Source organism: Cerasicoccus frondis (genome assembly GCA_031296915.1).
Classification (GTDB): domain Bacteria; phylum Verrucomicrobiota; class Verrucomicrobiia; order Opitutales; family Cerasicoccaceae; genus Cerasicoccus; species Cerasicoccus frondis.
In genome coordinates this window covers 44,415-71,413 of the sequence record JAVDPC010000005.1, presented here as the reverse complement: position 1 = coordinate 71,413, position 26,999 = coordinate 44,415, and the positions used below count along the sequence as shown (strand labels likewise).

Genomic DNA, 26,999 nt, shown 5'->3' with positions numbered 1-26,999 from the left:
CTCAAAATAAAGGCATCCCATGGCTTACCGCTACAAAGCCGAAACCGGCAGAAACAAAGGCTTCCACGACCATGTCATGTCAGGGGCGCCGCCAAACGGCCCTGGTTACATACCGGGTAGCCTTGACGACGATGACGACGACGGCATGGAACTAGCGTCATCTACACGCGGAATGAACATTCTTATTGTTGATGACGAAGCCAACATCCTGCGGACGACCTCCATTGCGCTCAAAAGCATGGGGCACACGCCCTTTACGGCGGAGTCCTCACGCCGCGCGGAATTTGTGCTCGCCGAAGAACGGATCGACGCGATGTTCCTCGACGTCATGTTGGGTAACGAAAATGGCTTGGATTACCTGACCAAGCTGAAGGCGCGGGGCGAAAAAATACCGGTAATTGTTTTCACTGCCCACTCCTCGATCGAGTCTGCGGTCGATTCCATGAAGCGCGGCGCTTACGATTACATTCAGAAGCCGTTTATCCCCGAGGAAATCCGGCAAATGCTCGCCAAGCTTGAGCGCAGCATCGCCCTGGAACGCAAGGTGGAAGCGCTGGAAGAGCAGGTGGCCGACAAGGACGCCACGATTCGGCTCAAGTCCGAAGAACCGGAGATGCAGAAAACGTTCGACGTTGCCTTCAAGGCCGCCAATTCCGAGGCGTCGATCCTCATTTTGGGCCCCAGCGGCACCGGCAAGACCGTGCTGGCGCGCAGCATCCATGAGCGCAGCGCCCGGGCCAAGGAACCCTTTATCACCGTCAATTGCCCGAGCCTTTCGCGCGAGCTGCTCGAAAGTGAACTCTTTGGGCACTTGAAGGGCTCATTTACGGGCGCGGTCAAAGACACTTGGGGCAAGGTGGCCGCCGCCGAGGGAGGCACGCTGTTTCTGGATGAAATTGGCGAGTTGCCCATGGAGATCCAGCCCAAGCTCCTGCGCCTGTTGCAGGACCGAGAATACGAGCGCTTGGGCGAGAATCGTGTCCGCAAATGCGATATCCGCATCATTGCCGCGACCAACCGCGATCTCGCTGCCGAAGTCGAGGCGGGGACGTTTCGCGAAGATCTTTATTACCGCCTCAAGGTGATTTCCGTGCAAATGCCGCCCTTGTCCAACCGCCCGTCGGACATTCTGCCGCTGGCCGAGAATTACCTGAACCACTTTGCCCTGCGCGAAGGCCGCAAGGGGCTGGCTTACACCAGTGAAGCCGCCCGTGCGCTGGTCGACTATTCGTGGCCTGGCAACCTGCGCGAAATGCGCAATGTGGTGGAGCGCGCGGTCATTTTATCCGTAGGAGACCAGATTGAGGCCAACGATTTGCCCGATGATTTCTCGCAGGACAGCAATGGCGGTCCGCGACCCGGCCAAATGATCTCCCTCGCCGAGCTGGAGGAGGCGCACATCCGGCGCATTCTCGCCAAGGCGGAAAGCCTCGACCAGGCCGCCAGCGTTCTGGGCATCGACACGGCGACGCTTTACCGCAAGCGCAAGCGTCTTGGCCTCACCTAGCCGGTGGCCTGACGCCTGGCGCAACACTTCATGAAAAAGCTCCGCAACCGCCTTTACGTCGCCCTGCTGCCCCTGCAGTTGCTGCTGGTGGGGCTGGCCGTTTGGACCTTTTTCCTGCTCGCCAATCTGGAAGAGCTTGTTTCCGACGCGAAGAGCTCCCACGAGGAGTTTGCCGAGGTGCTGGACACCGCGCTTTTTCGCCTGCGCGAGATGAGCGTGCTGGTGGAAATGACGGCCGAAGTCGATGGCCGCGGGCTGCGTTCAGACATCGATGAATCGCGTCAGGATTATTTTCGGGCCATCGAGGTGATACGCCTCAACCCGCATTCGGATGACGAGGAATCGATGCCCGAACTCATCGCAGTGAATGAGAAAATGCAGCCACGCCTCACGCGCCTGTTGCGTGAAATGAACGACCCGATGATCGCTCAGCAGCGCGGAGAGCTCATCCAATTGTTCAGCAATGCGGAGAGCTTGCTGGAGCGACTTTCCACGGCGGCAATCGATGATCTGTTGAATCTGCAGGACGCTTTCCGTGACCGCTTGCGGCTGTCGTTCGCAGTGCTGGGCGTGGGGATATTGCTTGGGGTTTTTGGCACCTTGTTGATCAGCCGCCAGATCGGCCGCATGATCCTGAGCCCGCTGGAGGAGCTCGAGGATAACCTGGAGGAAGTCAGCAGCGGCAACCTGGAGGTGGAAGCGGTGCTGAACCGCCGCGATGAGATCGGCAAGCTCGCCACCGCCTTCAACCAGATGGTGCTCAAGCTGCGTGAATACAAGAACCTGACCGACCAGAAACTCCTCTCCACCACCCGCACGTTTCGCAGCGTGCTCCAGCGCACGCCCCACGCCACGTTTTTCCTGACCAGTGATTTTAAGGTCTTCTTCGCCAACCCGCCGGCGGGGGAGCTCCTGGAGACGCCCGAGTTTAAAAACCACCTGCCCAAGCAATTGCGCAAGTTCGCCCAGGACGCCATGGACTCGGGGGACATCGTGGTGCAGGACCGTCTGCAGGAGGCGCTGCGGCTCAATATCGGCGGCCAGCCCATGTATTTTCTGGTGGCCGCATTCCCGGTCGACCTGGTGGACACGGAAGACTTTGATTCCGGCGCGTTTAACGCTGAGGGCGTTGCGATTTTCCTGCAGGACGTCACCCGGATGAAGCTCGCTGACAACTTGAAGGGCAATGTCGTGGCCACGGTGAGCCACGAGCTGAAGACGCCGCTGACCAGCGCCCGCATGTCGCTGTATTTGCTCAGTGAAGAGTCCGTCGGGCCGCTCAATGAAGAACAGCGTGAGCTGGTCGATACGGCGAAGGAAGACCTGGAGCGCCAGTTGGCGACCATCCAAAACCTGCTCGACCTGAGCCGGATTGAGCAAAGCGACAAGCGACTCGTTAAGGAGCCCTGCCGCGCCAACGCCATCATCGAGCGCTCCATCATGGCGCACCGCGAGCTGGCCAACTCTTGTGGCGTGAAGCTCGTTCCCGAGCCTTCGGAGGGCGATCCCTACATTCTGGCCGATGCAAAACGGGTCGAAATCGTGGTCAACAACTTCATTTCCAACGCCCTGCGCCACGCGCCTGAGCACTCCGATGTGGTGGTGCAAACCGTGGTGGAAAAAGAGCGTGTGCGTTTCGCCGTTTGCGATGAAGGCCCTGGAGTGCCCGAGGATTCCCGCGAAGTCATTTTCGAACGTTACGCCCAGGGCGAAGACAGCCGCCGCCACGGCAGCGCGGGCCTGGGCCTGCATATTTCAAAAGAAATCATCGTCGATCATGGCGGTGAGATTGGCTGCGATTCGGTGCTCGGGCAGGGGAGTAATTTTTATTTTTTGCTGCAGCGCATCGACCGGCCGGATCCTAACATAACTGAAGAACCACCAACCGAAACATCACATGCCTAGTAAAGCAACAACCGCTGATAAGCTCGCGGAAGACCGCGACAAACTCGTAGCTGATCTCAAGCTACTTATGGAAGACGCCAAGCACCTGACCGCCGACGCCAGCGATGGCGCCTCGGAGTTCGCCACCGAAAAAGCCGAGCTCGTGCGCGAGCAATTGTCCGAGATCATGGCCAAGCTCAAAACCGAGGGCGAGCACGTCAAAGCCAAGGCCAAGGACACCACCAAGGACCTCGAAAAACTGATCAAGGACAATCCCTGGCAGTCTCTCGGCGTCGCCGTGCTCGCGGGCATCGTCATCGATCGCTTCATGCGCGATTAGGGATGAGCCCGCTTGAATCCGCCAGCGCCATCGGCCAGACGCTGCTCCAGATGCTGGAGTCGCGCATCGAGCTCTTTGGCGTGGAATACCGTTTGGAGAAGGCCCGCCTGGCGGCCTTGGTGGGCGTTGCCTGCCTGGCCGCAGCGAGCCTTGTCCTGGCGGGGGTGGCGGGTATTGTCGGGCTGGCCATGGCCACGCCTGAGCGTTACCAGACACTCGTCATGCTCGGCGTTTGTTTGTTTTTCCTGCTGGTGCTCGGCCTGTGCATTGGGGCCGCCTTTTACCTCATGGATCACAAGCGCACGCCATTCACTGAAACCCGCCGCGAACTCAGGAAGGATGTTCAATGTCTATCTTCCGTCATGAAAAAGAAGAAATAGCCCGCCTCAAAGAGGAGATCAGCGCCGAGCGCATTCGGCTGGGGCTGGAGACGCGCGAGCTCCTGCCACAGGCGCGCAAGGCCGCCGCCATGGGCAGCGCCGCTTTTGCGCTTAAGCGCTTTGCGCCGCTGCTGCGCCCCGTTATTTTTGCCATCGCGCAGCGCAGCTTGAGCGGGGGAGGGAAAAAACGCATCTTTAAGGTCGCCGCCCTCGGCGCCGCCGCCTTTGGCGCTTATAAACTGCTGGGCAGCGACGATTCGGATTAGGTCGGGGCTGGAAAATCTGCTTTCAGTCAATTTTGCCGCAACGGGCTACCTATGAATAGCCTGAGGTTGGCGCGAGGCCTCATAGCGGTTGAATACCTACCCTGGGATGACGCTGTTGATGAAAAGTGCTCTCTAGGAATAGCTTTTTTGCATTTTCGGACACGTCCTGGAGAGTGTCTGGGCCTCGTTAATAACTATCCCTTGGCGGCTTCGGCATTAGCGCAATATACAGTCTGCATTGATTCGTGACAGTGCTTTGGATAGTGATCATAGGCCAATTGGAATGGCTTATGGTGAATAATTATTTGCCTGTGAATAAGGTTATGCAGAGCGTTGCGCCGTTTCACTAATGACGACTCGACTCCTGCTTAATGTTACTTACAGCGGGGTTTTGTGTCGTTTTAAAGGCGGTAGAGTCACGACGAAGTAAACTCCTAACTGCTTCATTAATTGGTCTTTGACCCGGTTATTCACAGTTATTAACATTTGGGCCCCATACAAGCTCAATGACGACTGAAAATGAAAAAGCCTGTCCTTAAATACAAGACCATAGTCCTTTCGGACGTCCACCTCGGCACCAATGACTGCAAGGCCGAGGAAGTGAACTTTTTCCTGAAACACACCCGCTGCGATAAGTTAATCTTAAACGGAGACATTATCGATGGGTGGAGCCTTAAACGTAAGCTTAATTGGCAAAAGAGTCACACGTGGTTTATTCGCCGTATCTTGAAGATAGCCGAAAAGCGTAAGGCCGAGGTGATTTATGTGCGGGGTAATCACGACGACTTCCTTGCGGGTTATTTGCCGTTGATGTTTGACCGTCTGCAGATCGTCGAAGAGCACATTCACCATGGCAAAAAGGGCGATTACCTCGTGGTCCACGGGGACTGCTTTGACGCAGTTACGACGCACTCGAAGTTTGTATCGATCCTGGGCGACGTCGGCTACCAGCAGCTGTTGCGCATCAACCGCGTTTACAACAGATGGCGCGCCTTCCGCGGCAAGGAGTATTTCTCCCTGAGCAAGGCGATCAAGGCCAAGGTCAAGCAGGCCGTCAGCCACATTTCCGACTTTGAAAAACACCTGCAGGCGCTCGCCGCCAAGCGCGGTTGCGTGGGCATCATTTGCGGGCATATCCACACGCCGGAAGACAAGATGATCGGCGACACGCATTACCTGAATTCCGGCGACTGGGTCGAGTCGCTGACCGCCCTCGTGGAAGACAAGCACGGGAACTGGGAAGTCCTGGACTACGGCGAGTTCTGCATCCGTCTCCATGAAAAGGCGGCCCTGGAATCCATGAAAACCCCGCTGCCTCCCGTTCGCGGCGGCGCGGAAGTCACGGTCGCAGCCGAAGACAACAACGTCATCTGGCTCGACGAGCTCGACGAGGAAGATCTCGCCAGCGGCAACGTGCCGATGCATCAGTAGGGTGGGCGTTCCTTTCAGCGGTTTGCCCTTGGCGGATACCTGACTCGAATGAGTGGCCGCCATTGGCCAAATCGTAGCTTTGCAACTGCGTAACCCGTTGATTGCCAAGGTGGATTATTAGTAAGCGGCGCCCACTAATAAAATGCTCGCGTGTTCACTTTTTGTTTGTGGCCGGGCTTGGGGTTGTTAGTGTTTTATTGATCACTAGACTAGGCATCACGCATTGCCGTAGCACAGGCGTCCCGCCTGTGTTGTTTCGGTTAGATGGAGTCAGGGCACAGGCGGGACGCCTATGCTACGGCGCCCGCCCGCCCAACAGTGTCATGCCCTCCAATTCAACCTCCCAAAACCCTACGCACCTTACACACCTTTCTCACCCTACCCACACTACCCACCTTACCAACATTTCCCCACCTTACTCACCTTACAAACAGATGAACTTCCCCCCAAAACATCCGCCTTAGCGACTGTCGCCGAGGTATCCCAGTCGACGCCATGCGAGGTCATTCGATCGCGTGGGTCGGAGCGCCGCGTAAGCGGGCACATTCGCCGTCGGGCTTGGTGTAGACAACCCGGATGCGACGCCCAATGCCTGCGCGGAAATGCCCGACGCACGACGCCCTATGCCAGCCTGACCAGCGCAGCGTCGACGTTTCAACGTGGCCCCTAAGCCGCGCTACCCCCTCCTGCGTCGGTGCCCGGCGAGCGGGCGGGAATTCTTGTGTTCTTTGAAAATTAAAAAGGCGGGTTTTACCCCCCCCTGGCCCGGCGTTGAGCGCCGGGAGATTAAAAATTAAAGTGAGCAAATTAAAGGTCGGCAGATGGGTTGGCTTGAAGCGCGAGCCTGTCGGTGAAGCGGAGCTAGCACAGTAACGGCCTCCCGGAAGTTGCGCCATTCGCGCCCCCACTTTAATTTTTAATTTGCTCACTTTAATCTCCGCGCCATCGGCGCGGGCGGGAATTCTTGTGTTCTTTGAAAATTAAAAAGGCGGGTTTTGCCCCCCCCCCCTGGCCCGGCGTTGAGCGCCGGGAGATTAAAAATTAAAGTGAGCAAATTAAAGGTCGGCAGATGGATTGGCTTGAAGCGCGAGCCTGTCGGTGAAGCGGAGCTAGCACAGTAACGGCCTCCCGGAAGTTGCGCCCACTTGCGCCCTCCACTTTAATTTTTAATTTGCTCACTTTAATCTCCGCGCCATCAGCGCGGGCGAATATGTAATGATTAGGTTACGGAAGGCCTTACACCTTGTCAGGGTGGACTTCGGGTGCTCTGTTGGGCATCGCCGATCACCTGCGCAACATCGTTTTCCCGTGTCCGAACGCACTGAAGCACTTCTCCAACCTGACCCAGGGCAGCCACAGCAAATGCGCACTGCCCAGGAATACATTGATGAGCGCCCAATTTGGGCCGATGGGACGGTTGCGCCCACGACGCCGATGACCATTATGCAGTGGCGGATCTGGATTCTGGCCACGGCGGGAAAATTCTTTGAGGGCATGGTGGTGTTCATGACCGGCGTGGCGCTGCCGCTGGTTTCCGAAGAGTTTGGCCTCACCGCATCGGACAAAGGCTTTGTGACGTCGGCGACGCTGGCGGGCATACTTCTGGGGGCTTCGGCGCTGGGCGGTCTGTCTGACCACTTGGGCCGCAAGCGCATGTTTATCGCGGAGATGATCATCTTTACGGTGTTCCTCAGCGCGCTGTGCGTGGCGCCAAACTTTGTGACGCTGGTCATCTGCCTGCTGGGCGTAGGGGTGGCCTTGGGGTGCGATTACCCAACGGCGCACCTGGTGATTTCCGAAAGCATTCCCTCGGTCATGCGAGGGCGTCTCGTGCTCAGCGCGTTTGCGTTTCAGGCGGTCGGGGCGTTGTTTGGCACGTTGATCGGCTGCTTGTTTTTGATGCGCGACCCCGACGTTACGGCTTGGCGCTGGATGTATGCGACGGCCATTTTACCAGCGGCGTTTGTGGTGTTCGGGCGTTTCTTTGTCACCGACAGCATCCACTGGCTGGTGTCGAAGGGACGGATGGAGGAGGCCGAGTATGAGACGCATCGACTGCTCAAGCGCCACCCGCAATACCCGAAGCAAGTCAAGCTGCGGAGCCCGCACATTGCGGGGCAGGAAAAACCGAAGTCGCACTATTTTGCGCTGTTCAATAAGGACAATCGCAAGGCGACGATTTTGGCGTCGGTTCCGTGGTTTTTGCAGGATTTGGGCACCTATGGCATCGGAATTTTTACGCCGACCATCCTGGCCGCCCTGATTGGTTCGGAAGCGGCGCAGGGCTCGCTCAAGGCCATTATTCACAACGACATGCTGGCCGCCAAAGGGTCGGCGATCATGGACTTGCTGTTCGTGTTTGGCATCATTTTCGCGATCTACCTGGTCGACAAAGTGGGGCGGATTAAGTTGCAGATCGTGGGCTTCGTTGGCTGCGCGCTGGGCTTGTTGTTGGCGGCCTTGTCGATGAATGCCGACGGGAGCAACAACATGGTGCTCTTGTTCGTGGGCTTCATGCTCTTCTTCTTCATGACCAACCTGGGGCCCAATGCGATGACCTACCTGCTTGCGGGCGAGGTGTTCCCCACGCACGTGCGCGGCATGGGGGCAGGTTTTGCGGCGTCTTTCGCCAAGATCGGCGCCGTGCTCACCGCGTTTTTATTCCCGATCCTCCTGGCGCATATCGGCACAGAGGTCCTGCTTTACTGCCTGGTGGGCAGCTCGGTGTTGGGGGCAATTGTCACCTTGATCTTCGGCATCGAGACAAAAGGGCTGAACCTCGAGCACATCGGACAGCGCCCAACGGAAGAGGAAATCGATATCGAGCGCGCCGCAGACGCCGAACTGGCTTGAGTCTTTGCTCCGGATTACGGCAACCTTTGGAGGTGAGCAACGTGTCGAAAAAAGATCCGCCCCATCGCGCCTTTGCCAGTGCTGTCGCTTGGGAAAAGTGGTTGGCCGCCAACCAGGAGGATGAATTGGGCATCTGGATGAAGATTGGGAAGAAAGGCAGCGGGGTAAAGTCGGTCGACTATCAGCAGGCGCTGCGCGTTGCGCTGTGCTATGGCTGGATAGACGGGCAAAAGCTTAAGTGTGACGAAGTCTATTTCCTGCAGCGGTTTACGCCGCGTCGCCGTCGGAGTTTGTGGTCTCAGCGCAACGTGAAGCTGGTCGAGGAACTGACCAAAGCCGGGCGCATGCAGGCGCGGGGGCAGCTAGAGATCGATCGGGCCAAGGCCGATGGTCGTTGGGAGGCCGCTTACGCCTCATCCGCGTCCATTGAAGCGCCAGAGGAGTTCCAACGAGCGTTGCAGGACTGCCCGGCTGCGGCGGCCTTTTACGCGTCGCTGACCAAGACCAAGCGTTATTCCTTTCTCTTCCGCATTGTCACGGCGAAGCGGGAAGAAACGCGTCAACGCTGGATCCGGCGGGCAGTGGCCATGCTGGAGAAAGGAGAGACCTTTCCTTGATTCGGATTTGGCCGACACAACGTGAAGGGCGCTTAAAACGGCTTTTTTTATCGCCACGTTTTGCTCAATTGATTACGCCACAGAGTTTTTTATGCGCACCTAGCGCTGCAAATAAGATTCCCAAACCCTACAATGAATATCTGCTGTATCGGAGCTGGTTACGTGGGTGGCCCCACGATGGCCATGATTGCCCTGAAATGTCCGGAGCACCGCGTGACGGTGGTCGACATCAACGAGAAGCGCATCGCGGCCTGGAATTCTCCTGAGCTGCCGGTCTACGAGCCGGGTTTGGATGAGGTGGTTAGCGAAGCCCGCGGGCGTAACCTGTTCTTCTCGACGAAGGTGGATGAGGTCATCGCCGAGGCGGACATGATTTTCATTTCCGTGAACACGCCAACCAAGACCTATGGCGTGGGCGCCGGACGCGCTGCGGACTTGAAATACATCGAAAAGTGCGCGCGGCAAATTGCAGATGTGGCCAAGGGCAACATCATCGTCGTGGAGAAGTCCACGCTTCCAGTGCGCACGGCGGAGTCGATCCGGCGGATTCTGGAAGGCTGCGGCGGCGATTTCACTTTCCAGGTGCTGTCCAATCCGGAGTTCCTGGCCGAAGGCACGGCGATGAAGGATCTCGACAATCCGGACCGCGTGCTCATCGGCGGCGAGCAAACTGAAGAGGGCAAGCAGGCGGCGCAAACGCTGGTGGATGTTTACGCACACTGGGTGCCACGCGAGCGTATTTTGACGACGAATGTTTGGTCGTCCGAGCTTTCCAAGCTGACCGCCAACGCCTTTCTGGCGCAGCGCGTTTCGTCCATCAACGCTATCAGCGCGCTGTGTGAAGCGACTGAGGCGGATGTGGATGAAGTGGCCCGCGCCATCGGGACGGACAGCCGCATTGGCCCGAAATTCCTGAAGAGCTCGGTTGGCTTCGGCGGCTCCTGTTTTCAAAAGGACATCCTGAATCTCGTCTATCTCTGCCAGCACTTCGGCTTGCAGGAAGTCGCTGATTATTGGGAGCAGGTCATCATCATGAACGACTACCAGAAGCGTCGTTTCGTGCGCCGTCTGGTGCGGACGCTCTTCAATACCGTGTCGGACAAGAAAATCGCGATCCTTGGCTTCGCCTTTAAAAAGGACACCAACGACACGCGCGAGTCCGCCGCCATCTACGTATGCCGAGATTTATTGGAAGAGCAGGCCAACGTGCACATCTATGACCCCAAGGTGAAGCCAGCGCAGATCTTCACCGACTTGGGGCAGGAAGCGACCAACGCCGAAGGCGAGCCCAACGAGAGCATTATCATTGAAACGGACGCTTATTCCGCCTGCGAGAATGCGCACGCCGTGGCCATCCTGACGGAGTGGGATCAGTTTAAGGACCTCGATTGGCAGCGAATTTATGACAAGATGCTCAAGCCGGCGTTTGTTTTTGATGGCCGCAATATTCTGGACGCAGAAGCATTGCGAAAAATCGGGTTTGAGGTTTCGGGCATTGGTCGGGTATAATCGGTAGTTTATTTTATGTGCGGAATTGTTGGATACATCGGTAAGCAGAAGGCGAGCGCCATTCTGGTAGAGGGATTAAAGCGGCTGGAATACCGGGGCTATGACTCCGCCGGAGTCGCCGTCCTCAATGGCAATGGCGTCGAAGTCATGAAGAAAACCGGGCGGGTGGAAAACGTCGCCGCCCTCGTTAATCAGCGAAATTCCAGCTCCCACATTGGCATCAGCCACACGCGTTGGGCCACCCATGGCGGCGTAACGGATGCGAACGCCCACCCACACCTTTCCTGTGATCAGCGCATCAGCCTCGTGCACAATGGGGTAATCGAAAATCACGAAACGCTGCGCCGTTTCCTGATCGGGGAGGGCATGACTTTCAGCAGCGAGACGGACACCGAAGTCCTCGCCAACCTCATTGCCTACCACTACTCGCGCGAATCCCTGGAGGCCGTGGGCGCGGATCGCCTGATTGCCGCCGTGCGCCACAGTTTGCGACTGGTTGAGGGCACTTATGGCATCGCCGTTATCTGCCCGGATCTGCCCGGAGACATCGTCGGCGCGCGCAAGGGCAGCCCGCTTTGCCTGGGCATTGGCGCCGGGGAAAACCTGCTCGCCAGTGACGTTGCCGCCTTTGTTGGGCGCACGCAAAATGTGGTCTACCTGGACGATGGCCAGATCTGCCACCTGACCGCCGACGACTTCTCAATCACCACGGTCAGTGAGGCCGGCGGGGCCATCGACCCAGTCATCAACCAAGTGGACTGGAAGATCGAGCAAGCCGAGATGGGCGCCTTCAACCACTACATGGAGAAGGAAATTTTCGAGCAGCCCATCGCCCTCGAAAACGCCATGCGTGGTCGTTTTTCGGACGACGAATCCACGTCGAAATTTGGCGGCTTGAACATCGATGCGCGCGAGTTCCGTCACGTGGACCGCATTGTTTTCCTGGCCTGCGGCACTGCGTGGCACGCCTGCCTCGTCGCGGAGTATTTAATTGAGAAATACGCGCGCATTCCGGTGGAAGTCGAGTATGCCAGCGAGTTCCGCTACCGCAATGCCCCGCTGGATAAGAACACGCTGGTCTTCGTGATCAGCCAGTCCGGCGAAACGCTCGACACGTTGGAGGCGCTTCGCGAAGCCAAGCGCAAGGGCTACCGGGTATTGGGCATCACCAATGGCGTTGGTTCGACGATTGCGCGCGAGACCGATGGCGGTGTTTACCAGCACTCTGGCCCGGAAATCGGCGTGGCCTCGACCAAGGCGTTCACTTCGCAGGTGTTGATTGCCGGCATGCTCGCGCTGCACCTAGGCCGTATGCGGGATTTGTCCTTCAGCGACGGCCGCGAGATGGTGAAGGCGTTCCGCAGCGTTCCGGGCTTGGTGAGTCAGGTGTTGGGGCAAGCCGAGAAGATTAAGGAAATCGCCGCCCGCTACACCAACTACGACGACTTCCTTTTCCTGGGCCGTCAGTCGATGTTCCCGATCGCTCTGGAAGGCGCGCTCAAGCTCAAGGAGATTTCCTACATCCACGCCGAGGGTTACCCTGCGGCGGAAATGAAGCACGGCCCAATTGCGCTGATCAGCGAAGATTGCCCGAGCGTGATTCTCTCCCCCCATGGAGACACGTTTGCTAAAGTGCTGTCGAACATCCAGGAAACCCGTGCACGAAAGGGCCAGGTCATCGCGATCACCAGCGCCGGAAAGGATTTTCCAGAGGAAGGCGCCGACGAAATTATCCACATCCCGCATGCGCACGACTGCATCATGCCGATTTTGGCGACCATCCCAATGCAGCTCCTGGCGTATTACATCGCTGTGAACCGTGGCTGCGACGTCGACAAGCCACGCAACCTCGCCAAGAGCGTCACGGTTGAATAGAGGAAGTTCGAAAGTAGCGAGGTTTGAAGGCTGGAAAGACCTTTCAAATTTCTAACAAGTTGCTTTCCAACCCTGAACATTCAAACTTTCGAACCTATGAGTAAGCCGAAAATTTTAGTGACTGGCGGCGCCGGTTTCATTGGCAGCGCGCTGGTTTGGGCGCTCAACGAACGTGGACGCGACGACATCCTGGTGGCGGATTTCCTGGGAGAGGACGAGAAATGGAAGAACCTCGTGCCGCTCAAATATGCAGACTACGTCGAGGCGGATGATTTGGTCGAAATGCTCGATGACGAGTTTCTCTCCGAAATCGACACCGTGTTGCACCTGGGCGCCTGTTCGGCGACGACCGAACGCGATGCGCGTTACCTGATTCACAACAACTTCGAGTACACCAAGGAGCTGGCTTACTGGGCGCTCTCGAAGGAGGCGCGTTTTGTTTACGCCTCGTCCGCAGCAACTTATGGTGACGGAGCTCAGGGTATGGACGACCAGTTGGAGGACCTGCATTCCTTGCGCCCGCTGAACATGTATGGCTACTCCAAGCACATGTTCGACCTGTATGCGCAGCGCGAGGGCTTTCTTAACCAGATCGTGGGGCTGAAGTACTTCAACGTTTACGGGCCCAATGAAGATCACAAGGGCGACATGCGCAGCGTCGTTCACAAGGCTTTCGGTCAGATTCAGGAAACCGGCGGCGTGAAGCTGTTTAAAAGCTATCATCCGGACTACGAGGACGGCGGGCAGATGCGCGATTTCCTCTACGTCAAGGATGCCGTGGCGATGACCCTTCATCTGGCTGAAGCCGAATCAGCGGGCGGACTCTACAATTTGGGCAGTGGGCAGGCCAATACCTGGGTATCGCTGGTCACGCCAATTTTTGAGGCCTTGAACTTGCCCGTGAACATCGAGTTTACCGAGATGCCGGAGCAACTCCGTGGCAAGTATCAGTATTTCACGCAGGCGGACACCGCAAAGCTGCAAGGCAGTGGTTTTGGCGGTTGCCAGTTCACTTTGTCCGAGGCGGTGAAGGACTACGTGTCGCATTACCTGGCGCCGGATAAGCGACTGGGCGACTAGAGCACTTTTCATCTAGATTGGCCGAGTCAGGTGGGGTATAGATTGGATGCAGCGCAAGGCGGCTTTGATTGAGCGGGCTGGAAGCCCGTGATTGAAATGCCAACGCCGCGAACTTCCAATCTGGCCCCGGCCCTAAACCGAGTGCTTTTCCGCGCCAGCGTTGTTGGCTTTTCGCTCACAGGCTTCCACCGTCGAGGTCGGCGTGGTCGATGAGGATCAACCCGGCCTTGGGTTTGCCCTTCCAAGCTTGGTTGACTTGCTGGCGCAGTTGCTGGTTGAGCTGGTTGTATTGCTGGCGTAGTTCCTTCAGTTGGCCTTCGAAGCCACTGATTTGGGCCCGGGCCTGAGTCTTTTCGGGATGCACGACGCGCCCCATGTCAATTGGCGCTCCGATGCTGGCGCCACGGATGTTGGGGTTGTTCTTAATTTGATTTGTCGTGCGAATCTGCGCCTGAATCATCTGGATATTATCCTGCACTTCCTCCATCTGTCTGCTGATCGACTGCACTGCTGGGTCCGCTTTTTCCGCAATGTAGTAGCGAGACTTGGTGACGGCCTGCTCAGCGGCGAATTGCGCTACATATACGGCCAGGTCGGGAGAATTATTGCTGAAGGTGATCGCAATTGAGCCCTGTTCCTCGTGGCCCGTAACGGTCAAGTTGTCCGCAATGCTTTGGGCAATCGCGTTGGTGTTCCGCGCGTTGTTGATGCGGGCAAACATCGCATATTGCGCCCGTCGATCTTGTGGCATGCGGGCAACCTGGTCGACAAACTCCGACGATTTCAAATACTGCACCGCTTTGGCGAAGGCCTCAGATTGGTTAATGCCCAACGCCTCATCAGGCCAAACCACTTGGAGCGTTGCGGTTGCGGTCGCAGCGTTGAGCGAGTGCCCACATACAGCCAAGATTAATAGGGCAAAAAGGCGTGAGATTTTCATGGGCAATCCCTACCTGATAGCGGTCTCTGGAGCAACGAGAATCGAGTGAAGGCCAATTCGGTAAAATATGTTCAAGTTTTCTTGAACCTATTTCATTTTTCCTATGTCCTATTACACGTGGCCAAAGCTCCCATTTCAACGAATGCGACTCCGGAAGAAAATAATGCCCTTCCGGCAGACGCGGTTGTGGCAGAGTGGGAGCTGTCCGTTATTGAAACATTTGTTCATGCTTCCCAGTTGATTGGCGTTCCCAAGTCAGTTGGGCAAATCTTTGGGTTGCTCTACTGCCGCGAGAACCCCCTGCCGATGGACAGCATCATTGAATCGCTGGGCATTAGTAAAGGGTCTGCGAGCATGGGCTTGAAAACTTTGCGTCAGATTGGCGCAGTGAAGACGGTGTTCGTGATTGGAGACCGCCGGGATCATTACTCGCCGGAACTTCGTTTGCGTAAACTAGTCTCTGGCTTCATCAGCGATCAAGTGCAGCCGCATCTGGACAGTGGCAGCGAGCGACTCAAACACATGGAATCGCTGCTGGAGGAAATTCCTGAAGAACAACGAAAATTCGCCGAACAGCGTATCCAGTCGCTGGGTTCTTGGCACAGCAAGATGACGACGATTTTACCCATCGTCCGGAAGCTGCTTTAAATATCCGTTCTGACGGTTTTCGTTTTAAGACGAAGGCTGGCCAGAACCGCCCCCCAATGGGCATCGACAGAGAAACACCCGCACTTAATTGGCTTTCCGTAAATGGTTCCGGCCAAGGGCGGCAGCTTATTAATTTTCCAGTATGGGCAATCGCACACTAGACCAAATCAATGAACTAGCGGATGTCGTTATCGCGACCCGCTCGCTGGCGCCAGCCATTACTGAAGCTGGGCAGTGCCTAATCGACACCCTGCGGACCGGCAACAAGATCCTGACCTGTGGAAATGGCGGCAGCGCCACGGACGCATTGCATCTTGCGGAGGAATTTGTCGGTCGCTACAAGGGCGAACGCATTTCGCTGCCAGCAATATGTCTCAGCGCGGATGTGTCGGTGTTGACCTGCATTGCTAATGATTACGGGTTTGACGCAGTTTTTTCACGCGCTGTGGAAGGTCTCGGCCAAGCGGGCGACGTCCTTGTGGGCATCACCACCAGCGGTAACTCTGGCAACGTTTTGCGTGCCTTTGAGGCCGCCAAGGTCAAGGGAATGAAGACGATGCTCCTGAGTGGAAAAGACGGTGGTAAAGCAAGTGGGCAGTGCGACTACGAGATTATTGCCCCGAGTAACACGACTGCCCGAGTGCAGGAGATTCACACCTTGATCCTGCACTGTTGGTTGGAGATGGTGGAAGCCGAACAGTGGTAGCTGTATGGATTTGAACGGCATTATTGAAAAGCTCGCAGGCGTCAAGGTCCTCGTCGTCGGGGATGTCATGCTCGACCATTACATTTGGGGCGATGCGACTCGCATCTCTCCGGAGGCGCCAGTGCCCGTAGTGAATGTTTTCAATGACACTTGGTCGGCTGGGGGCGCCGCGAATGTGGCGTTGAATCTCACCTCGCTTCAAGCGTCGGCTTCCCTTGCTGGAGTATGTGCTCAAGACGAAGCAGGAGAACGTTTGAGGCAGATATTTAGCGACAAAGGCGTTGCCGCAGACTCATTGCACATCACCACTGATGCGCCGACGATCTTGAAAACTCGTGTTGTGGTGCAGCGACAGCAAATTTGCCGTATTGATCGTGAGTCCGCGCCAGCGGATTACGCCTTCCCGTCCGGCGAAGCATTGAAGCGCGCATGTGAGGGCATGGATGCCGTTATCCTGTCGGACTATGCCAAAGGGGTTGTCACCGAATCATTGCTCGCGGAGTTATCCGCAATCTGTGAGGCAGATGGCGCGATGTTGGCTGTGGATCCGAAACCACGCCGTAGGCTGAATTATCACGGCGCGGAGCTAATGACTCCGAACCGCAGCGAGGCCTTGGAACTGGCGGAAATTTCCGTGGGGCTGCACGACGCCTTTCCCACTGAGGCAGTGTGCCGGGCAATCTATGAGCGCTATCAACCGCATCGTCTCGTGGTGACGCTGGGCGCTGACGGCATGATATTGGTAGAAGAGGGAAAAATCCTGGGACGTCTGCCGACTCGCGCTCAGGAAGTTTTCGATGTGTCTGGCGCTGGAGACACCGTGATTGCGGTGCTGACTGCGAGTCTGGCCGCAGGCGCTACTTTGCTTGAGGCAGCACATCTGGCGAATTCCGCCGCAGGTGTGGTTGTGGGGAAATTTGGCGCCGCCACCGTGAGCCCTGCAGAGTTGCGGGTTGCTTCAGCGCTTGAGGCAAATTTCCCGCTCATCGAAATCTAACTGTGAATAGACCATGTCTCAAAAAATATACTTAGTCACTGGCGCTGCTGGATTCATTGGTCAGCGAACAGCGGCTCAGCTACTTGCTCGGGGCGATGTCGTAGTCGGGGTGGACAACCTCAATGATTACTACGATGTCCGCCTCAAGGAGTACCGCCGCGACCAATTACTGGAATCTGACAATTTCATTTTCCGGACAATCGACATCGAAGAGGCCTCTTTGGTCTATGCGCTGTTTGAAGAGTTTGAGTTTGAAGTCGTGTTTAATTTGGCGGCGCGCGCTGGCGTGCGCTACAGCATGGAGAATCCGCATGTTTACTTGAGCACGAATGCGGAAGGGACCCTAAACTTGTTAGAGGGGATGCGTCGCAATGACGTGAAGAAACTTGTTTTGGCGTCGACGTCCTCGCTCTATGCTGGCCAGGAAATGCCCTTTACCGAAGACCTGCCAGTTAACACGCCACTGTCTCCTTATGCAGCTTCGAAGAAGGCGGCCGAGGTCATGGCTTACAGTTATCATCACTTGTATGGCATTGATGTGTCGGTGGTCCGCTACTTTACGGTTTTTGGTCCTTGCGGACGTCCAGACATGAGCATTTACCGTTTCATCAAGTGGATCGATGAAGGCGTGCCGCTGACGCTGTTTGGCGATGGTTCGCAAAGCCGTGACTTTACGTATGTTGAAGACGTTGCTGCGGGCACGATTGCTGCCGCGAAAGAAGTTGGCTACGAGATCATCAACATTGGCGGAGGCCGGAATCCTATCTCGCTCAACACGCTCATTGCTTGGATCGAGGAGGCATTGGGCAAACGGGCCACGTTTGACTACAAGCCATTTCATAGTGCGGATATGACCGAGACTTGGGCAGACATTTCTAAGGCAGAGAATCTGCTGGGCTGGACTCCGAAAATGGATGTCCGCGAAGGTCTGCAAAAATGCGTCGACTGGTATTTAGCCAACAAGTCTTGGCTGAAGGATATTCCCGTTTAAGCCATTCTTTCAGATATGAATAAATTGATTTTCATTGCTGGGCCCTGTGCCTTGGAAAGCTGGGATGTTTGTGCTCCGGTGGCGGAGCAAGTCGTGCGTTGGCGAGACGAGTTTCCCGTGCTGAATATCATCTTCAAAGGCTCTTTCGATAAGGCGAACCGCACTTCACTGGGCAGTAACCGCGGTCCGGGTATGGATGAAGGGTTGGCGCTTCTGGCTCGGGTCAAAAAAGAGTTTGGACTGCCAGTGCTCACGGACTTCCACTTACCCGATCAGGCTGCGCCGGTGGGGGAAGTATGCGATGTTTTGCAAGTGCCAGCCTTTCTTTGCCGACAGACGGATCTACTCGTCGCTGCGGCAGAGACCGGGCGTATCGTCAACGTGAAGAAAGGCCAATTCCTGTCGCCCTTCGAAATGGAGTTTGTGGTGAACAAGCTTGAAGGTGCGCATGCAAAGGAAATCTGGTTGACCGAGCGTGGCTCAACTTTCGGCTACCAGAACCTCGTTGCCGACATGCGAAACTTTAGCATCATGGGGCAGTGGGGGCATCCTACTGTTTTCGACGCCACGCACAGTGTGCAGATCCCGGGGGGGGCGGGTGGCAAGAGCGGTGGCCAACGTGAATTTGTATTGCCTCTAGCACGGGCCGCGTTGGCGGCTGGCGCCAATGGTTTGTTCATGGAAACGCATCCCAACCCCGCCGAGGCGATTTCCGATGCGCAAAGTCAGGTGCCGTTGGATGAGCTTGTTCGCGAACTGCCGAAGCTGGTGGCTTTATGGGAAGCTTTGCAATAGAAAGTAACTTGAAGCAGGTGGATTATTATTCGACAGCCCGGCAAGTATTCAGCGACGAAATTACGTCGCTAAATGCGGTCCTGGAGCAGCTGGAATCCAGCTTTAATGATGTTGTGGAGTTGCTGCTTACTTTGCAGGGCAAAGTTGTAGTGACGGGCCTGGGTAAGTCGGGCCTGGTTGGCTCTAAAATTGCCGCGACTTTGGCAAGCACTGGGACGCCAGCGATTTTCATGAACGCCGCTGAGGCGTTGCATGGCGATTTGGGCTATGTGTCGCCAGGCGATGCAGTCCTCATGTTATCTAACAGTGGCAGCACCGTAGAATTGGTTAAGATGCTGCCTACTCTGGAGCGATTGAATACGCCGGTGATTGGAATTTTCGGGAAAGTGGATACGCCGTTGGCTCGCCGTTGCCATCACGTGCTCAATGCGACCATCGAAAAGGAAGCTTGCCCGCTCAACTTGGCGCCCATGACGAGCACAACCTGTGCATTGGTGATTGGTGACGCCTTGGCTGCGGCCATGATGAAAGCCCGAGATTTTCGCCCGGATGAGTTTGCTTTACGCCATCCAGGTGGCGCATTGGGCGTGCGCCTTTTGCTGAAGGTGAAAGACCTGATGCACAGCGGCGACGAGCTTCCTCGCATATCGCCTCATGCGTCATTTCGTGATGTCATAGCCGAGTCGACCCGCCCAAATCTTGGTGCGGTATGTGTGGTGGACGCCGATGGCATTTTGCTGGGGATTGTGACGGATGGCGATGTGCGTCGTTCGCTACTAAACGATGGTGTGCTCAATTCACGCGCCGAGGAAATAATGACTAAAGATCCGGTGTCCATTGAGATCGATGCGTCGATCAATGCCGCACTTGAGCTGATGGAGTCTCGCAAGATCTATGTCTTACCCGTAATTGATGGGCCTCAGCGCAAATTACTTGGGCTTCTGCGCATGCACGATGTGTTTGCGGATTCATCTCCGAAGGGGCTGTAGCTAGAACGCGAATTTGAAAGCAGCAGAGTGAAGATTTTAGTTACTGGTGGTTGCGGCTTTATCGGCTCCAACCTTGTCCGTTTGCTGGTGCAAGATAAAGGCGAGCAGGTTATCAATGTCGATAAGCTGACTTATGCCGGTAACCGAGCCTCGTTGTCTGACGTGGAGTCCCACGCCAACTATGCTTTTGAACATGCCGATATTGCATGCGCTGAATCGATGCGTGAAATATTTAAGCGTCATCAGCCGGACGCCGTGATGCATCTGGCTGCGGAAAGCCATGTGGACCGCTCAATCGATGGTCCAGGCGAATTTATTCAGACCAATATTATCGGCACTTACACCTTGCTCCAAGCAGCGCGTGAGTATTTTGAAAGTTTGGATAAAGAGCGTCGTGAGTCGTTTCGCTTTTTGAATGTTTCGACTGACGAGGTTTATGGCTCGCTTGCGGCGACCGACCCCGCGTTTTCGGAAACAACCGCTTACGATCCGCATTCGCCTTATTCAGCAAGTAAAGCTGCGGCTGATCATTTGACGCGCGCTTGGGGAGACACTTTTGGTTTGCCTGTTATCGTGACGAATTGCTCGAACAATTACGGCGCTTATCAATTTCCTGAGAAGCTCATTCCAGTAGTGATTCTCAAATGCCTGCGCCACGAACCGATCCCGGTTTATGGCAAGGGCGAAAATGTGCGTGATTGGCTGTTTGTCCAAGATCACGCCGAAGCACTCTATCGTGTCGTCACTCGTGGCTCTGTTGGTGAGACTTACAATATCGGCGGCAATAACGAGTGGCGGAATATCGACTTGGTGAAAATGCTATGCGGGATCATGGATGACTTGGTCGATGATGCGCCAGTTGAGGGATTCGCGTCGTTGATTACCATGGTGAAGGACCGACCGGGGCATGACATGCGTTATGCGATCAATGCATCCAAAATTCGCGACGAGCTTGGCTGGGAGCCATCGGAAGAGAGTGAAAGCGGCTTTCGCAAAACCGTGATTTGGTATTTGGAAAATCAAGCTTGGTGGGAACAGATTTTAAGCGGTTCGTATCGCCTCGAACGGCAAGGCAAGGCTTGCTGCAATTAAGCGGATGAAAGGGATTGTTTTAGCTGGCGGATCAGGGACGCGTTTGCACCCCATTACGCTGGCGGTGTCGAAGCAGCTCATGCCGGTGTATGATAAGCCGATGATTTATTATCCGCTTTCGGTGCTAATGCTCGCGGGCATTCGCGAAATTTTAATCATCACGACGCCGGAGGATCAGCCAGCCTTTCAGCGTTTGTTGGGTGATGGATCTGAGATTGGTTGCGCTTTTAGTTATGCCGTGCAGGAGTCGCCCAATGGACTTGCCCAGGCATTTGTCATTGGCAAAGAATTCATCGGCGCCGAAAAGGTGGCTTTAGTTCTTGGCGATAACATTTTCTATGGGTCTGGCTTTAGTAATTTGGTGCGAGCACACACAGATCCAGATGGGGCCGTTATTTTTGCGGCGCCAGTCCAAGATCCTGAGCGCTATGGCGTCGTAGAGTTCGATCAGGCGCGTAACGCGATTTCTATTGAGGAAAAACCTGATCTACCGAAGTCCAATTACGCGGTTCCAGGACTCTATTTTTATGACAACGAAGTCGTTGGGATTGCCGAAAGCATTGCTCCTTCTCCCAGGGGTGAATACGAAATTACCACGGTCAATCAGATCTATCTAGAGCGCAAGAAGCTGAAGGTCGGCGTTTTCAATCGCGGCATTGCCTGGCTTGATACTGGGACCTTTGCATCGCTCAATGAAGCTTCTACTTTCGTGCGTGTCATTGAAGAGCGACAAGGCACTAAGATTGGGTGCATTGAAGAAGTCGCCTATCGATCAGGCTTCATTAGCAAAGAGCAGCTTTTGATGCTTGCTGCTAAATTTGCCAAATCAGGCTATGGAGATTATTTAGAATCCGTTTTGCGGATTGCTTAAATACACGAATAAGTGAGTGACGCTTTAACAGTTGAAGCCTTCCGCAAAGGCGAACACTTGCGCAGATCTTCCCGCTCAAAGATTAGCCGTGACGAATGGGTGATTCTGGGAGTTGCTGCGCCGGCTGTTTGCATTTCTCCGTTCTTGCTCGGTGGGATGGTTTGGTGGAGCCAAGTGTCGATCGCCAGCATGCAGGCTTTGATTTTCCTAGTGGCGTTAACGCCGTTTTCGGGATTCGCAGCTTGGCGAAAACGATTGGTGAAGTTGGTTAAATTGCCACCCTTTTGGCTCGGTGGTCTCTTCGTCCTCTACGTGATCATTCAGGCGCTCAATCCGAGCATGGAGCAAGTGTATGTCGACGAGACGAGTTACTTCGTTGCCGACCGAAAACCAGAGTATTTCATCGCATGGTTGCCACAAAGCATTTTATCAAATTTCTATATGATGAATGCCTGGCGCATGGTCATCTTCTGGGCTGGCGCCTGGGCTTTCGTCTGCGGCTTGTGGATGAGCCTTAATAGCCGTAAGGCTTGGCTAGCACTCGGCTGGATGGCTTTGGCGACGGGCGCTGTGCTTAGCCTTGCGAGCATCGCGCATCACTTGTCTGACAACGAGCATTTGTTTTGGATTGAAAAATATGAGCGGAACGGAGGAGCCTTTGGTCCCTTTGTCTATCGTAACCAAGCTGCCGTATACTTATACCTCACGATGGGGTTGGGCTTTGCTATGGCACTTCATATGGTTAGAAAGGGGTTTTTGGTAACTGGGATACCATGGTTGGCAATTTTATTCGCAGTAATTTGTCTAGCTGGTTTGGGATTAAATACATCACGTGGTGGCTGGTTGGGTGCAGCTGCCTTAATCTTATGTTTTCTGTTTTTGCTGCCTTTTGCTATACGCTGGAAAGATAGACCTAGCACTGGAGGTGTTATTGGCGCTGGCGTAATAATTATTTCGATATTGATAATGGGGGGATGGTATTTAAAGTCGATGGATTTTTCTGAAATGAAGCTAAGGTGGCAGAGGTTAGATAATGATGAAGCAATGGATGCTTCACTTCGAATGCGCATGGCTCTTTCAGAAATGACTTGGGAAATGTTTGAAGATAAGCCTACAATAGGTTGGGGAGCTGGAAGCTTTCGTTACCGATTGCCCTACTATTCGTTATCATACCCAGAAGTTCACTTTATCGGTAATCCATTGAAGAAAAATTATGGTAAACGAAAACGTGAATTCTCGCATGCTCATAATGATCATTTTGAAATTTTGGCTGAATATGGCATTGTAGGTTACTCTTTATTGGCAGTCGTAGTGTCCGCATGGTGCATTTGGATTTGGGTCGGTCGGTTTGCATCGATTGAATTATTTATGTCTACTGGAGCTCTGTTTGTTTGCCTGCTGCATTCATTCGCCGATTTTATCCTTTGTAACCCTATTTTGCTGATGTCATTGCTGATTGTTTTGGTGCTGGTTAGTGGACTTACTTATCGAAGAGCTTCTAAAAGTATTGGTAATAGTATGCATATTGCTGAAAAATAGCGTCATAATTTGAAAGTAGTTACTGGGATTTTTGCATTTGCTTTCTCTACTTCGCTCTCTCGGCTTATCGCATTTGGGGTGCAGATAGTTTTAGGCTGGTATTTGAGTAAAAGTGATTATGGTTTGTATGGTATCGCTGTTTCTGTTACTGTAATTGGCTCATGCTTTAGAGGCACTAGCCTCCAAAAGTTATTTATTCAACAGCATAAGAGCATTTGTAAGTTACAATCTGTCGATTCGAGTCTGTCATTGCTTTTTGCTGTTGTTCTTAGTTTTTTGCTGACTATTGGTTCCTTTCTATATGCTTCTGCCCGAGGAGAACCCTTAATTATATGGCTTGTAATGCTTATTGCTTCGTCTGCATTGTTATCTTATGAGGCACCTGCTTGCCGTGCAAAATTGATGGTTTCCTCAAATTATTCTTCGGTTGCTAGGATCGATTTCTACAAAAATAGTCTGGCGAGTATCCTGTCTGTTCCGTTGGCAATGATTGGTTTTGGTGCATTCAGTTTTGTTGTTCAACGTCCTTTGATTTCTATACTTGAGATGTTTGCTTACTGGCGGTTGAGTGCCTTAAGTTTTAGAAACAATGTATCGGTTTCAGATCTTGGGCACTATCTTTTAGAAAACTATAAATCATTGATTTGGTTGATGCTGATTGGTGGGCTTATTGGTTTTTTGCTAAATGGGGATTATATGGTTTTGGGGCTGTTTGTTTCGCCTGAGGTGGTTGGTGTTTATTATTTTGGATTTCAGTTGGTTGCGGCATTTGGCAATATGATTTCGGGGGCTATTATTGGAAATGTTTTGATGCCAAGGATGAGTTCTTTGGTGGAAGATGAGAATGCTCAGCGTGCGTTTTATGGAAAGGCTTTGCTTGCTGTTTTGGTAGTAGTTTATCCAATTATGTTTATTTCAGCCGCCCTGATAGGTGAATTGATTGAATTTATTTGGGGCGCGAAGTGGTTGGAGTCTGTGATTGTTGCTCAGGCGTTGTTGTTGATTATGCCTATTCGGATGTCTTCATACATGCTTCGGGCATTTTTTGAGTCATGTGGCTTATGGAAAAGAGCATTCTTCGTAATGGTTATAAACGCTCTTATATTGTTTATTGCTGCTGCGGGAGGGGCTATCATAGGTTCAATTAATGCTATTTCAATTGCAATGGCTCTAGCGTATTTGACCTATGGTTTGGGTTGCCTAGTAGTCTCCTGTGCCTATATTAAGAAAGTGGAACCTTGCATAGTTTTGTCGGTTATTAAAATTAATGTGATATATGCGTTGGCTTTTATCGTGTTTCTGTTTGTCTATGCAATGGGTGTTGTAAAGCTTGGTGTTTTTTTAGCTTTCGCTTTAATTGCTTTGTTTTTTGCTATTCATGCTTTTTTAATTAGGAAAGAATCAGCATCTGCTTTGCTGCCAATTTTAAAGTTTGCATCACAATACATTCAAAAGCTTAAAAAATGAGTCTGATTGCGGTCCATGGTGCCTATTGCGGTGATAATTTTGGCGATACATTATTGTTAGGTCTACTGTGTCGTAAAATTGTTGAAATGGGCCATGATATTGCGATATCTAATGTGTGTGATTTTACACTCGCGCGTTTACAAAGCATTGGTGGTGTTCGTAGGTTTAATCAGGCTTCTGATTATGATAAGTGTAGTTGTCTGGTTTACGGCGGCGGCGGTTATTTTGGGGAGCAACCATTACGTAGGATTCGTTGGAATTTAAGATTTGCCAGAACTCACCTGCCAATAGCTTATGGATTTTTGATGCGTAAAAAGTCTGTTTACATGCTAGGTGTAGAGGCCGGACCTATGAGTTCCTTTCTCTCTCGAAGATTAACTGCTTTGTGTATGAAGCGGTTTGCATGCCTTGCGCTTCGGAATCGTGAATCGATTGATTTTGTCGAGTCGCTTGGTGTTGATCGTACCTTGTGCTGTGAGACTGCTGATATAGCATTGTCTATGGGGGTGGTTGAGATTCCAGAAATTGATTTAAGTGAAGTCTCTGCGAATTCTAAAAGAGTTTTGCTTCATCCGTCGGGTGGGCCATGGGCTTCGAATTGTTCGTCGGAAATAGCTAAAATAGTTAAGAGATACTTGGCAGATAATTCTGAAGTTGAATTATGCTTAATGTCTGACCGTGCCGGTTCTCGCGTGATGTTAGATGAGTGGGCGAGCTACCTTGGCGCATGTCATAGTCAGATTTTTGAATATAGTGGTCCGTGGGAGACTTGTGCATTGATTCGGGCCTCAGGCTGTGTAATCACTAATAAATTACACACAGCTATTGTGGCTAGTGCATACGGAAAATCTGTTATTTCTGTACCCAAGCATCCAAAGAATGTAAGGTTTTTTGATCAAATTAAACGACAAGACCTTTGTGTAACCTTAAATGGTTTCGATGCAGAGAAATTTGAACGCCTCATTTATATGTTGTCGATTGGGAGACTGGAGCCAGTAAAATTGACAACTGAGGTAGTGGAGGCATCGTTAAAAAATTATCTAATGTTAGAAAAATGTCTTCAGGAAATGTCTTGAACGTATTGTTGTGGAGTCCTAAGGGAGCCGGGGGGCATTATTATGGGCCTGGCACTAATGCATATAATATGTATTCGGAAATGGTGCGTAGGAAAAATATGAATGTAGTGCTTGTTCATTCGTGCGATGAGCAGGAGGACCGTGATGCGTATTGTGAGGTAGTTAAATTGGAGGGAGGATATCATTCGTGGGGCTGGGGGCTCTTGCTCTATGTTTTTAGATCCTTCTCATTGTTATGGAGATATAGAGACCGTGGATATGTTTTTCATGGATTGGATGTGTATTCACCAATATTTATACCAGCGATTATTGCAAAATTGCTTGGATATTCGGTTTGTTTGAAAGCTGCAGCTGCTCCAACTGGATTTACTTCTAGTAAGAATTCCATTCTGCTATTCTTGCGGCGTATATTTGCAAACCAAATGGATTTGTACTTTGTTATCAGCGAAGAAATTTATGAGGAATTAAAAGGTGTTGGGATTTCTGAGGAAAAGCTGATTCTTACATACAACGGTGTGGATCATAGACGTTTCAAGCCATCGTCTTCGTATCCTTGTAATGGAAGCGCTGATCGAAAGTTGAGTTTGTTGTTTACTGGGGCATTGTGTCGACGAAAGCGGCCACATCTGTTATTGGAGGCAATGTCGTTTGCGGAATCTCGAGCTCTTTGGCGCGTAATTTTCGTTGGGCCTTTTCAGGAAGAGGATTATTTAGTAGAGCTTAAAGAACTTAGCCAATGTATCGGTATGAAAGATGATGTCAAGTTCGAGGGCTATCAACGTGAATTAGGCGATTATTATTCGAATGCAGATGTTTATGGGTTGCCCTCACTAAGCGAGGGAATGCCGAATGGTGTGTTGGAGGCTATGTCATGTGGTTTGCCTATTGTAATTTCTTCATTTTCGAGTTCGCGCCTGTTGTGTGATGGTTCCAATGGCTTCATTGCAAATACTTCGCAAGAGTTTGCTGCTGCTTTGGATCGGCTTGCATTCGATGGGTCTGTGCGTGGTGGTATGGGGATGCGTTCTCGTATGCTAGTTGAAAGTAAGTTTTCAATGCAGAGTGTTGGTGATCTTTATTATGAAAGTTTTGTTAAGCTATTGGCGCGGTGAGTTGTAAGCTTATGCATTGCGCTAGTTTCGTTTG

Annotated in this window: 25 protein-coding genes; 23 read left to right on the top strand and 2 right to left on the bottom strand. The window is 53.1% G+C overall.

The genetic code is table 11. The annotated features are described in order from the left end of the window. The first annotated feature begins 19 nt into the window (after positions 1-19). From RBB63_RS05440 to RBB63_RS05415, 6 genes are all read left to right on the top strand, one after another. On the top strand, positions 20-1,507 hold the full coding sequence (locus RBB63_RS05440; RefSeq protein WP_309381883.1) for a sigma-54-dependent transcriptional regulator: 1,488 nt from the start codon (positions 20-22) through the stop codon (positions 1,505-1,507). 30 nt (positions 1,508-1,537) lie between these two features. Next, positions 1,538-3,412 (top strand): sensor histidine kinase, encoded by a 1,875-nt coding sequence (locus RBB63_RS05435; protein ID WP_309381881.1) that lies wholly within the window; start codon positions 1,538-1,540, stop codon positions 3,410-3,412. Beyond that, positions 3,405-3,731 carry an ElaB/YgaM/YqjD family protein gene (locus RBB63_RS05430; protein ID WP_309381879.1) on the top strand — a complete coding sequence of 109 codons (327 nt, stop codon included), beginning with the start codon at positions 3,405-3,407 and terminating at the stop codon, positions 3,729-3,731. The genes RBB63_RS05435 and RBB63_RS05430 overlap by 8 nt, the downstream gene beginning before the upstream one ends. A 2-nt stretch (positions 3,732-3,733) precedes the next feature. Further along, positions 3,734-4,111 (top strand): phage holin family protein, encoded by a 378-nt coding sequence (locus RBB63_RS05425; protein ID WP_309381877.1) that lies wholly within the window; start codon positions 3,734-3,736, stop codon positions 4,109-4,111. Then, positions 4,078-4,377, top strand: a complete 300-nt coding sequence (locus tag RBB63_RS05420) for a hypothetical protein (RefSeq protein WP_309381875.1) — start codon at positions 4,078-4,080, stop codon at positions 4,375-4,377. Before RBB63_RS05425 ends, RBB63_RS05420 begins: the two co-directional genes overlap by 34 nt. Before the next feature lie 519 nt (positions 4,378-4,896). Continuing rightward, a complete protein-coding gene (locus RBB63_RS05415; RefSeq protein ID WP_309381873.1) occupies positions 4,897-5,808 on the top strand; it encodes a UDP-2,3-diacylglucosamine diphosphatase in 912 nt (303 codons plus the stop codon). Between the two features lie 460 nt (positions 5,809-6,268). Here the strand turns inward: RBB63_RS05415 and RBB63_RS05410 are convergent, their stop codons facing one another. Continuing rightward, complete coding sequence (locus RBB63_RS05410; protein ID WP_309381871.1) at positions 6,269-6,466, bottom strand: hypothetical protein; 198 nt, start codon at positions 6,464-6,466, stop codon at positions 6,269-6,271. Between the two features lie 650 nt (positions 6,467-7,116). Here RBB63_RS05410 and RBB63_RS05405 point away from each other — a divergent pair. The 5 genes from RBB63_RS05405 (at position 7,117) to rfaD (ending at position 13,742) form a co-directional block, all read left to right on the top strand. Then, complete coding sequence (locus RBB63_RS05405; protein ID WP_309381869.1) at positions 7,117-8,661, top strand: MFS transporter; 1,545 nt, start codon at positions 7,117-7,119, stop codon at positions 8,659-8,661. A gap of 41 nt (positions 8,662-8,702) precedes the next feature. Continuing rightward, positions 8,703-9,278: a YdeI/OmpD-associated family protein gene (locus RBB63_RS05400; RefSeq protein WP_309381867.1), complete on the top strand. Its 576-nt coding sequence runs from the start codon at positions 8,703-8,705 to the stop codon at positions 9,276-9,278. A gap of 132 nt (positions 9,279-9,410) precedes the next feature. Beyond that, positions 9,411-10,787 (top strand): UDP-glucose 6-dehydrogenase, encoded by a 1,377-nt coding sequence (locus RBB63_RS05395; protein WP_309381866.1) that lies wholly within the window; start codon positions 9,411-9,413, stop codon positions 10,785-10,787. A 15-nt stretch (positions 10,788-10,802) separates the two neighbouring features. Continuing rightward, positions 10,803-12,662, top strand: a complete 1,860-nt coding sequence (glmS, locus tag RBB63_RS05390) for a glutamine--fructose-6-phosphate transaminase (isomerizing) (protein WP_309381864.1) — start codon at positions 10,803-10,805, stop codon at positions 12,660-12,662. Positions 12,663-12,758: 96 nt separating this feature from the next. Continuing rightward, on the top strand, positions 12,759-13,742 hold the full coding sequence (rfaD, locus tag RBB63_RS05385; protein WP_309381862.1) for an ADP-glyceromanno-heptose 6-epimerase: 984 nt from the start codon (positions 12,759-12,761) through the stop codon (positions 13,740-13,742). Positions 13,743-13,917: 175 nt separating this feature from the next. Here the strand turns inward: rfaD and RBB63_RS05380 are convergent, their stop codons facing one another. Beyond that, positions 13,918-14,682, bottom strand: coding sequence for a GumC domain-containing protein (locus tag RBB63_RS05380; RefSeq protein ID WP_309381860.1), 765 nt, complete (start codon positions 14,680-14,682; stop codon positions 13,918-13,920). A gap of 45 nt (positions 14,683-14,727) precedes the next feature. Here RBB63_RS05380 and RBB63_RS05375 point away from each other — a divergent pair, with 45 nt between their 5' ends. From RBB63_RS05375 to RBB63_RS05320, 12 genes are all read left to right on the top strand, one after another. Continuing rightward, positions 14,728-15,330, top strand: a complete 603-nt coding sequence (locus RBB63_RS05375) for a GbsR/MarR family transcriptional regulator (protein ID WP_309381858.1) — start codon at positions 14,728-14,730, stop codon at positions 15,328-15,330. 142 nt (positions 15,331-15,472) lie between these two features. Continuing rightward, the gene (gene gmhA / locus RBB63_RS05370) at positions 15,473-16,036 is read left to right on the top strand and encodes a D-sedoheptulose 7-phosphate isomerase (protein ID WP_309381856.1); all 564 of its coding nucleotides are present in this window, start codon (positions 15,473-15,475) and stop codon (positions 16,034-16,036) included. A gap of 4 nt (positions 16,037-16,040) precedes the next feature. Beyond that, positions 16,041-17,033 (top strand): bifunctional heptose 7-phosphate kinase/heptose 1-phosphate adenyltransferase, encoded by a 993-nt coding sequence (locus tag RBB63_RS05365; protein WP_309381854.1) that lies wholly within the window; start codon positions 16,041-16,043, stop codon positions 17,031-17,033. Between the two features lie 13 nt (positions 17,034-17,046). Further along, positions 17,047-18,024, top strand: a complete 978-nt coding sequence (locus RBB63_RS05360; protein WP_309381852.1) for a GDP-mannose 4,6-dehydratase — start codon at positions 17,047-17,049, stop codon at positions 18,022-18,024. A gap of 15 nt (positions 18,025-18,039) precedes the next feature. Then, positions 18,040-18,819 (top strand): 3-deoxy-8-phosphooctulonate synthase, encoded by a 780-nt coding sequence (gene kdsA, locus RBB63_RS05355; protein WP_309381850.1) that lies wholly within the window; start codon positions 18,040-18,042, stop codon positions 18,817-18,819. Then, a complete protein-coding gene (locus tag RBB63_RS05350) occupies positions 18,801-19,808 on the top strand; it encodes a KpsF/GutQ family sugar-phosphate isomerase (protein WP_309381848.1) in 1,008 nt (335 codons plus the stop codon). Before kdsA ends, RBB63_RS05350 begins: the two co-directional genes overlap by 19 nt. A 27-nt stretch (positions 19,809-19,835) precedes the next feature. Then, positions 19,836-20,900: a dTDP-glucose 4,6-dehydratase gene (gene rfbB, locus RBB63_RS05345; RefSeq protein ID WP_309381846.1), complete on the top strand. Its 1,065-nt coding sequence runs from the start codon at positions 19,836-19,838 to the stop codon at positions 20,898-20,900. Positions 20,901-20,904: 4 nt separating this feature from the next. Beyond that, entirely contained in the window at positions 20,905-21,771 is an 867-nt protein-coding gene (gene rfbA, locus RBB63_RS05340) for a glucose-1-phosphate thymidylyltransferase RfbA (RefSeq protein ID WP_309381844.1), read from the top strand. Positions 21,772-21,783: 12 nt separating this feature from the next. Next, positions 21,784-23,310, top strand: a complete 1,527-nt coding sequence (locus RBB63_RS05335; RefSeq protein WP_309381842.1) for an O-antigen ligase family protein — start codon at positions 21,784-21,786, stop codon at positions 23,308-23,310. A gap of 9 nt (positions 23,311-23,319) precedes the next feature. Beyond that, positions 23,320-24,777 carry an oligosaccharide flippase family protein gene (locus RBB63_RS05330; protein ID WP_309381840.1) on the top strand — a complete coding sequence of 486 codons (1,458 nt, stop codon included), beginning with the start codon at positions 23,320-23,322 and terminating at the stop codon, positions 24,775-24,777. Then, positions 24,774-25,853, top strand: a complete 1,080-nt coding sequence (locus tag RBB63_RS05325) for a polysaccharide pyruvyl transferase family protein (RefSeq protein ID WP_309381839.1) — start codon at positions 24,774-24,776, stop codon at positions 25,851-25,853. Before RBB63_RS05330 ends, RBB63_RS05325 begins: the two co-directional genes overlap by 4 nt. After that, positions 25,832-26,965 carry a glycosyltransferase family 4 protein gene (locus tag RBB63_RS05320; RefSeq protein WP_309381837.1) on the top strand — a complete coding sequence of 378 codons (1,134 nt, stop codon included), beginning with the start codon at positions 25,832-25,834 and terminating at the stop codon, positions 26,963-26,965. The genes RBB63_RS05325 and RBB63_RS05320 overlap by 22 nt, the downstream gene beginning before the upstream one ends. The last annotated feature ends 34 nt before the right edge of the window (positions 26,966-26,999 follow it).

Bases quoted from the DNA above. Each gene is read 5' to 3' on its own strand.
- RBB63_RS05440 (WP_309381883.1), top strand. From the start codon at position 20: ATGGCTTACCGCTACAAAGCCGAAACCGGCAGAAACAAAGGCTTCCAC.
- RBB63_RS05435 (WP_309381881.1), top strand. From the start codon at position 1,538: ATGAAAAAGCTCCGCAACCGCCTTTACGTCGCCCTGCTGCCCCTGCAG.
- RBB63_RS05430 (WP_309381879.1), top strand. From the start codon at position 3,405: ATGCCTAGTAAAGCAACAACCGCTGATAAGCTCGCGGAAGACCGCGAC.
- RBB63_RS05425 (WP_309381877.1), top strand. From the start codon at position 3,734: ATGAGCCCGCTTGAATCCGCCAGCGCCATCGGCCAGACGCTGCTCCAG.
- RBB63_RS05420 (WP_309381875.1), top strand. From the start codon at position 4,078: ATGTCTATCTTCCGTCATGAAAAAGAAGAAATAGCCCGCCTCAAAGAG.
- RBB63_RS05415 (WP_309381873.1), top strand. From the start codon at position 4,897: ATGAAAAAGCCTGTCCTTAAATACAAGACCATAGTCCTTTCGGACGTC.
- RBB63_RS05395 (WP_309381866.1), top strand. From the start codon at position 9,411: ATGAATATCTGCTGTATCGGAGCTGGTTACGTGGGTGGCCCCACGATG.
- glmS (WP_309381864.1), top strand. From the start codon at position 10,803: ATGTGCGGAATTGTTGGATACATCGGTAAGCAGAAGGCGAGCGCCATT.
- rfaD (WP_309381862.1), top strand. From the start codon at position 12,759: ATGAGTAAGCCGAAAATTTTAGTGACTGGCGGCGCCGGTTTCATTGGC.
- RBB63_RS05380 (WP_309381860.1), bottom strand. From the start codon at position 14,682: ATGAAAATCTCACGCCTTTTTGCCCTATTAATCTTGGCTGTATGTGGG.
- gmhA (WP_309381856.1), top strand. From the start codon at position 15,473: ATGGGCAATCGCACACTAGACCAAATCAATGAACTAGCGGATGTCGTT.
- RBB63_RS05365 (WP_309381854.1), top strand. From the start codon at position 16,041: ATGGATTTGAACGGCATTATTGAAAAGCTCGCAGGCGTCAAGGTCCTC.
- RBB63_RS05360 (WP_309381852.1), top strand. From the start codon at position 17,047: ATGTCTCAAAAAATATACTTAGTCACTGGCGCTGCTGGATTCATTGGT.
- kdsA (WP_309381850.1), top strand. From the start codon at position 18,040: ATGAATAAATTGATTTTCATTGCTGGGCCCTGTGCCTTGGAAAGCTGG.
- RBB63_RS05350 (WP_309381848.1), top strand. From the start codon at position 18,801: ATGGGAAGCTTTGCAATAGAAAGTAACTTGAAGCAGGTGGATTATTAT.
- rfbA (WP_309381844.1), top strand. From the start codon at position 20,905: ATGAAAGGGATTGTTTTAGCTGGCGGATCAGGGACGCGTTTGCACCCC.
- RBB63_RS05325 (WP_309381839.1), top strand. From the start codon at position 24,774: ATGAGTCTGATTGCGGTCCATGGTGCCTATTGCGGTGATAATTTTGGC.
- RBB63_RS05320 (WP_309381837.1), top strand. From the start codon at position 25,832: ATGTCTTCAGGAAATGTCTTGAACGTATTGTTGTGGAGTCCTAAGGGA.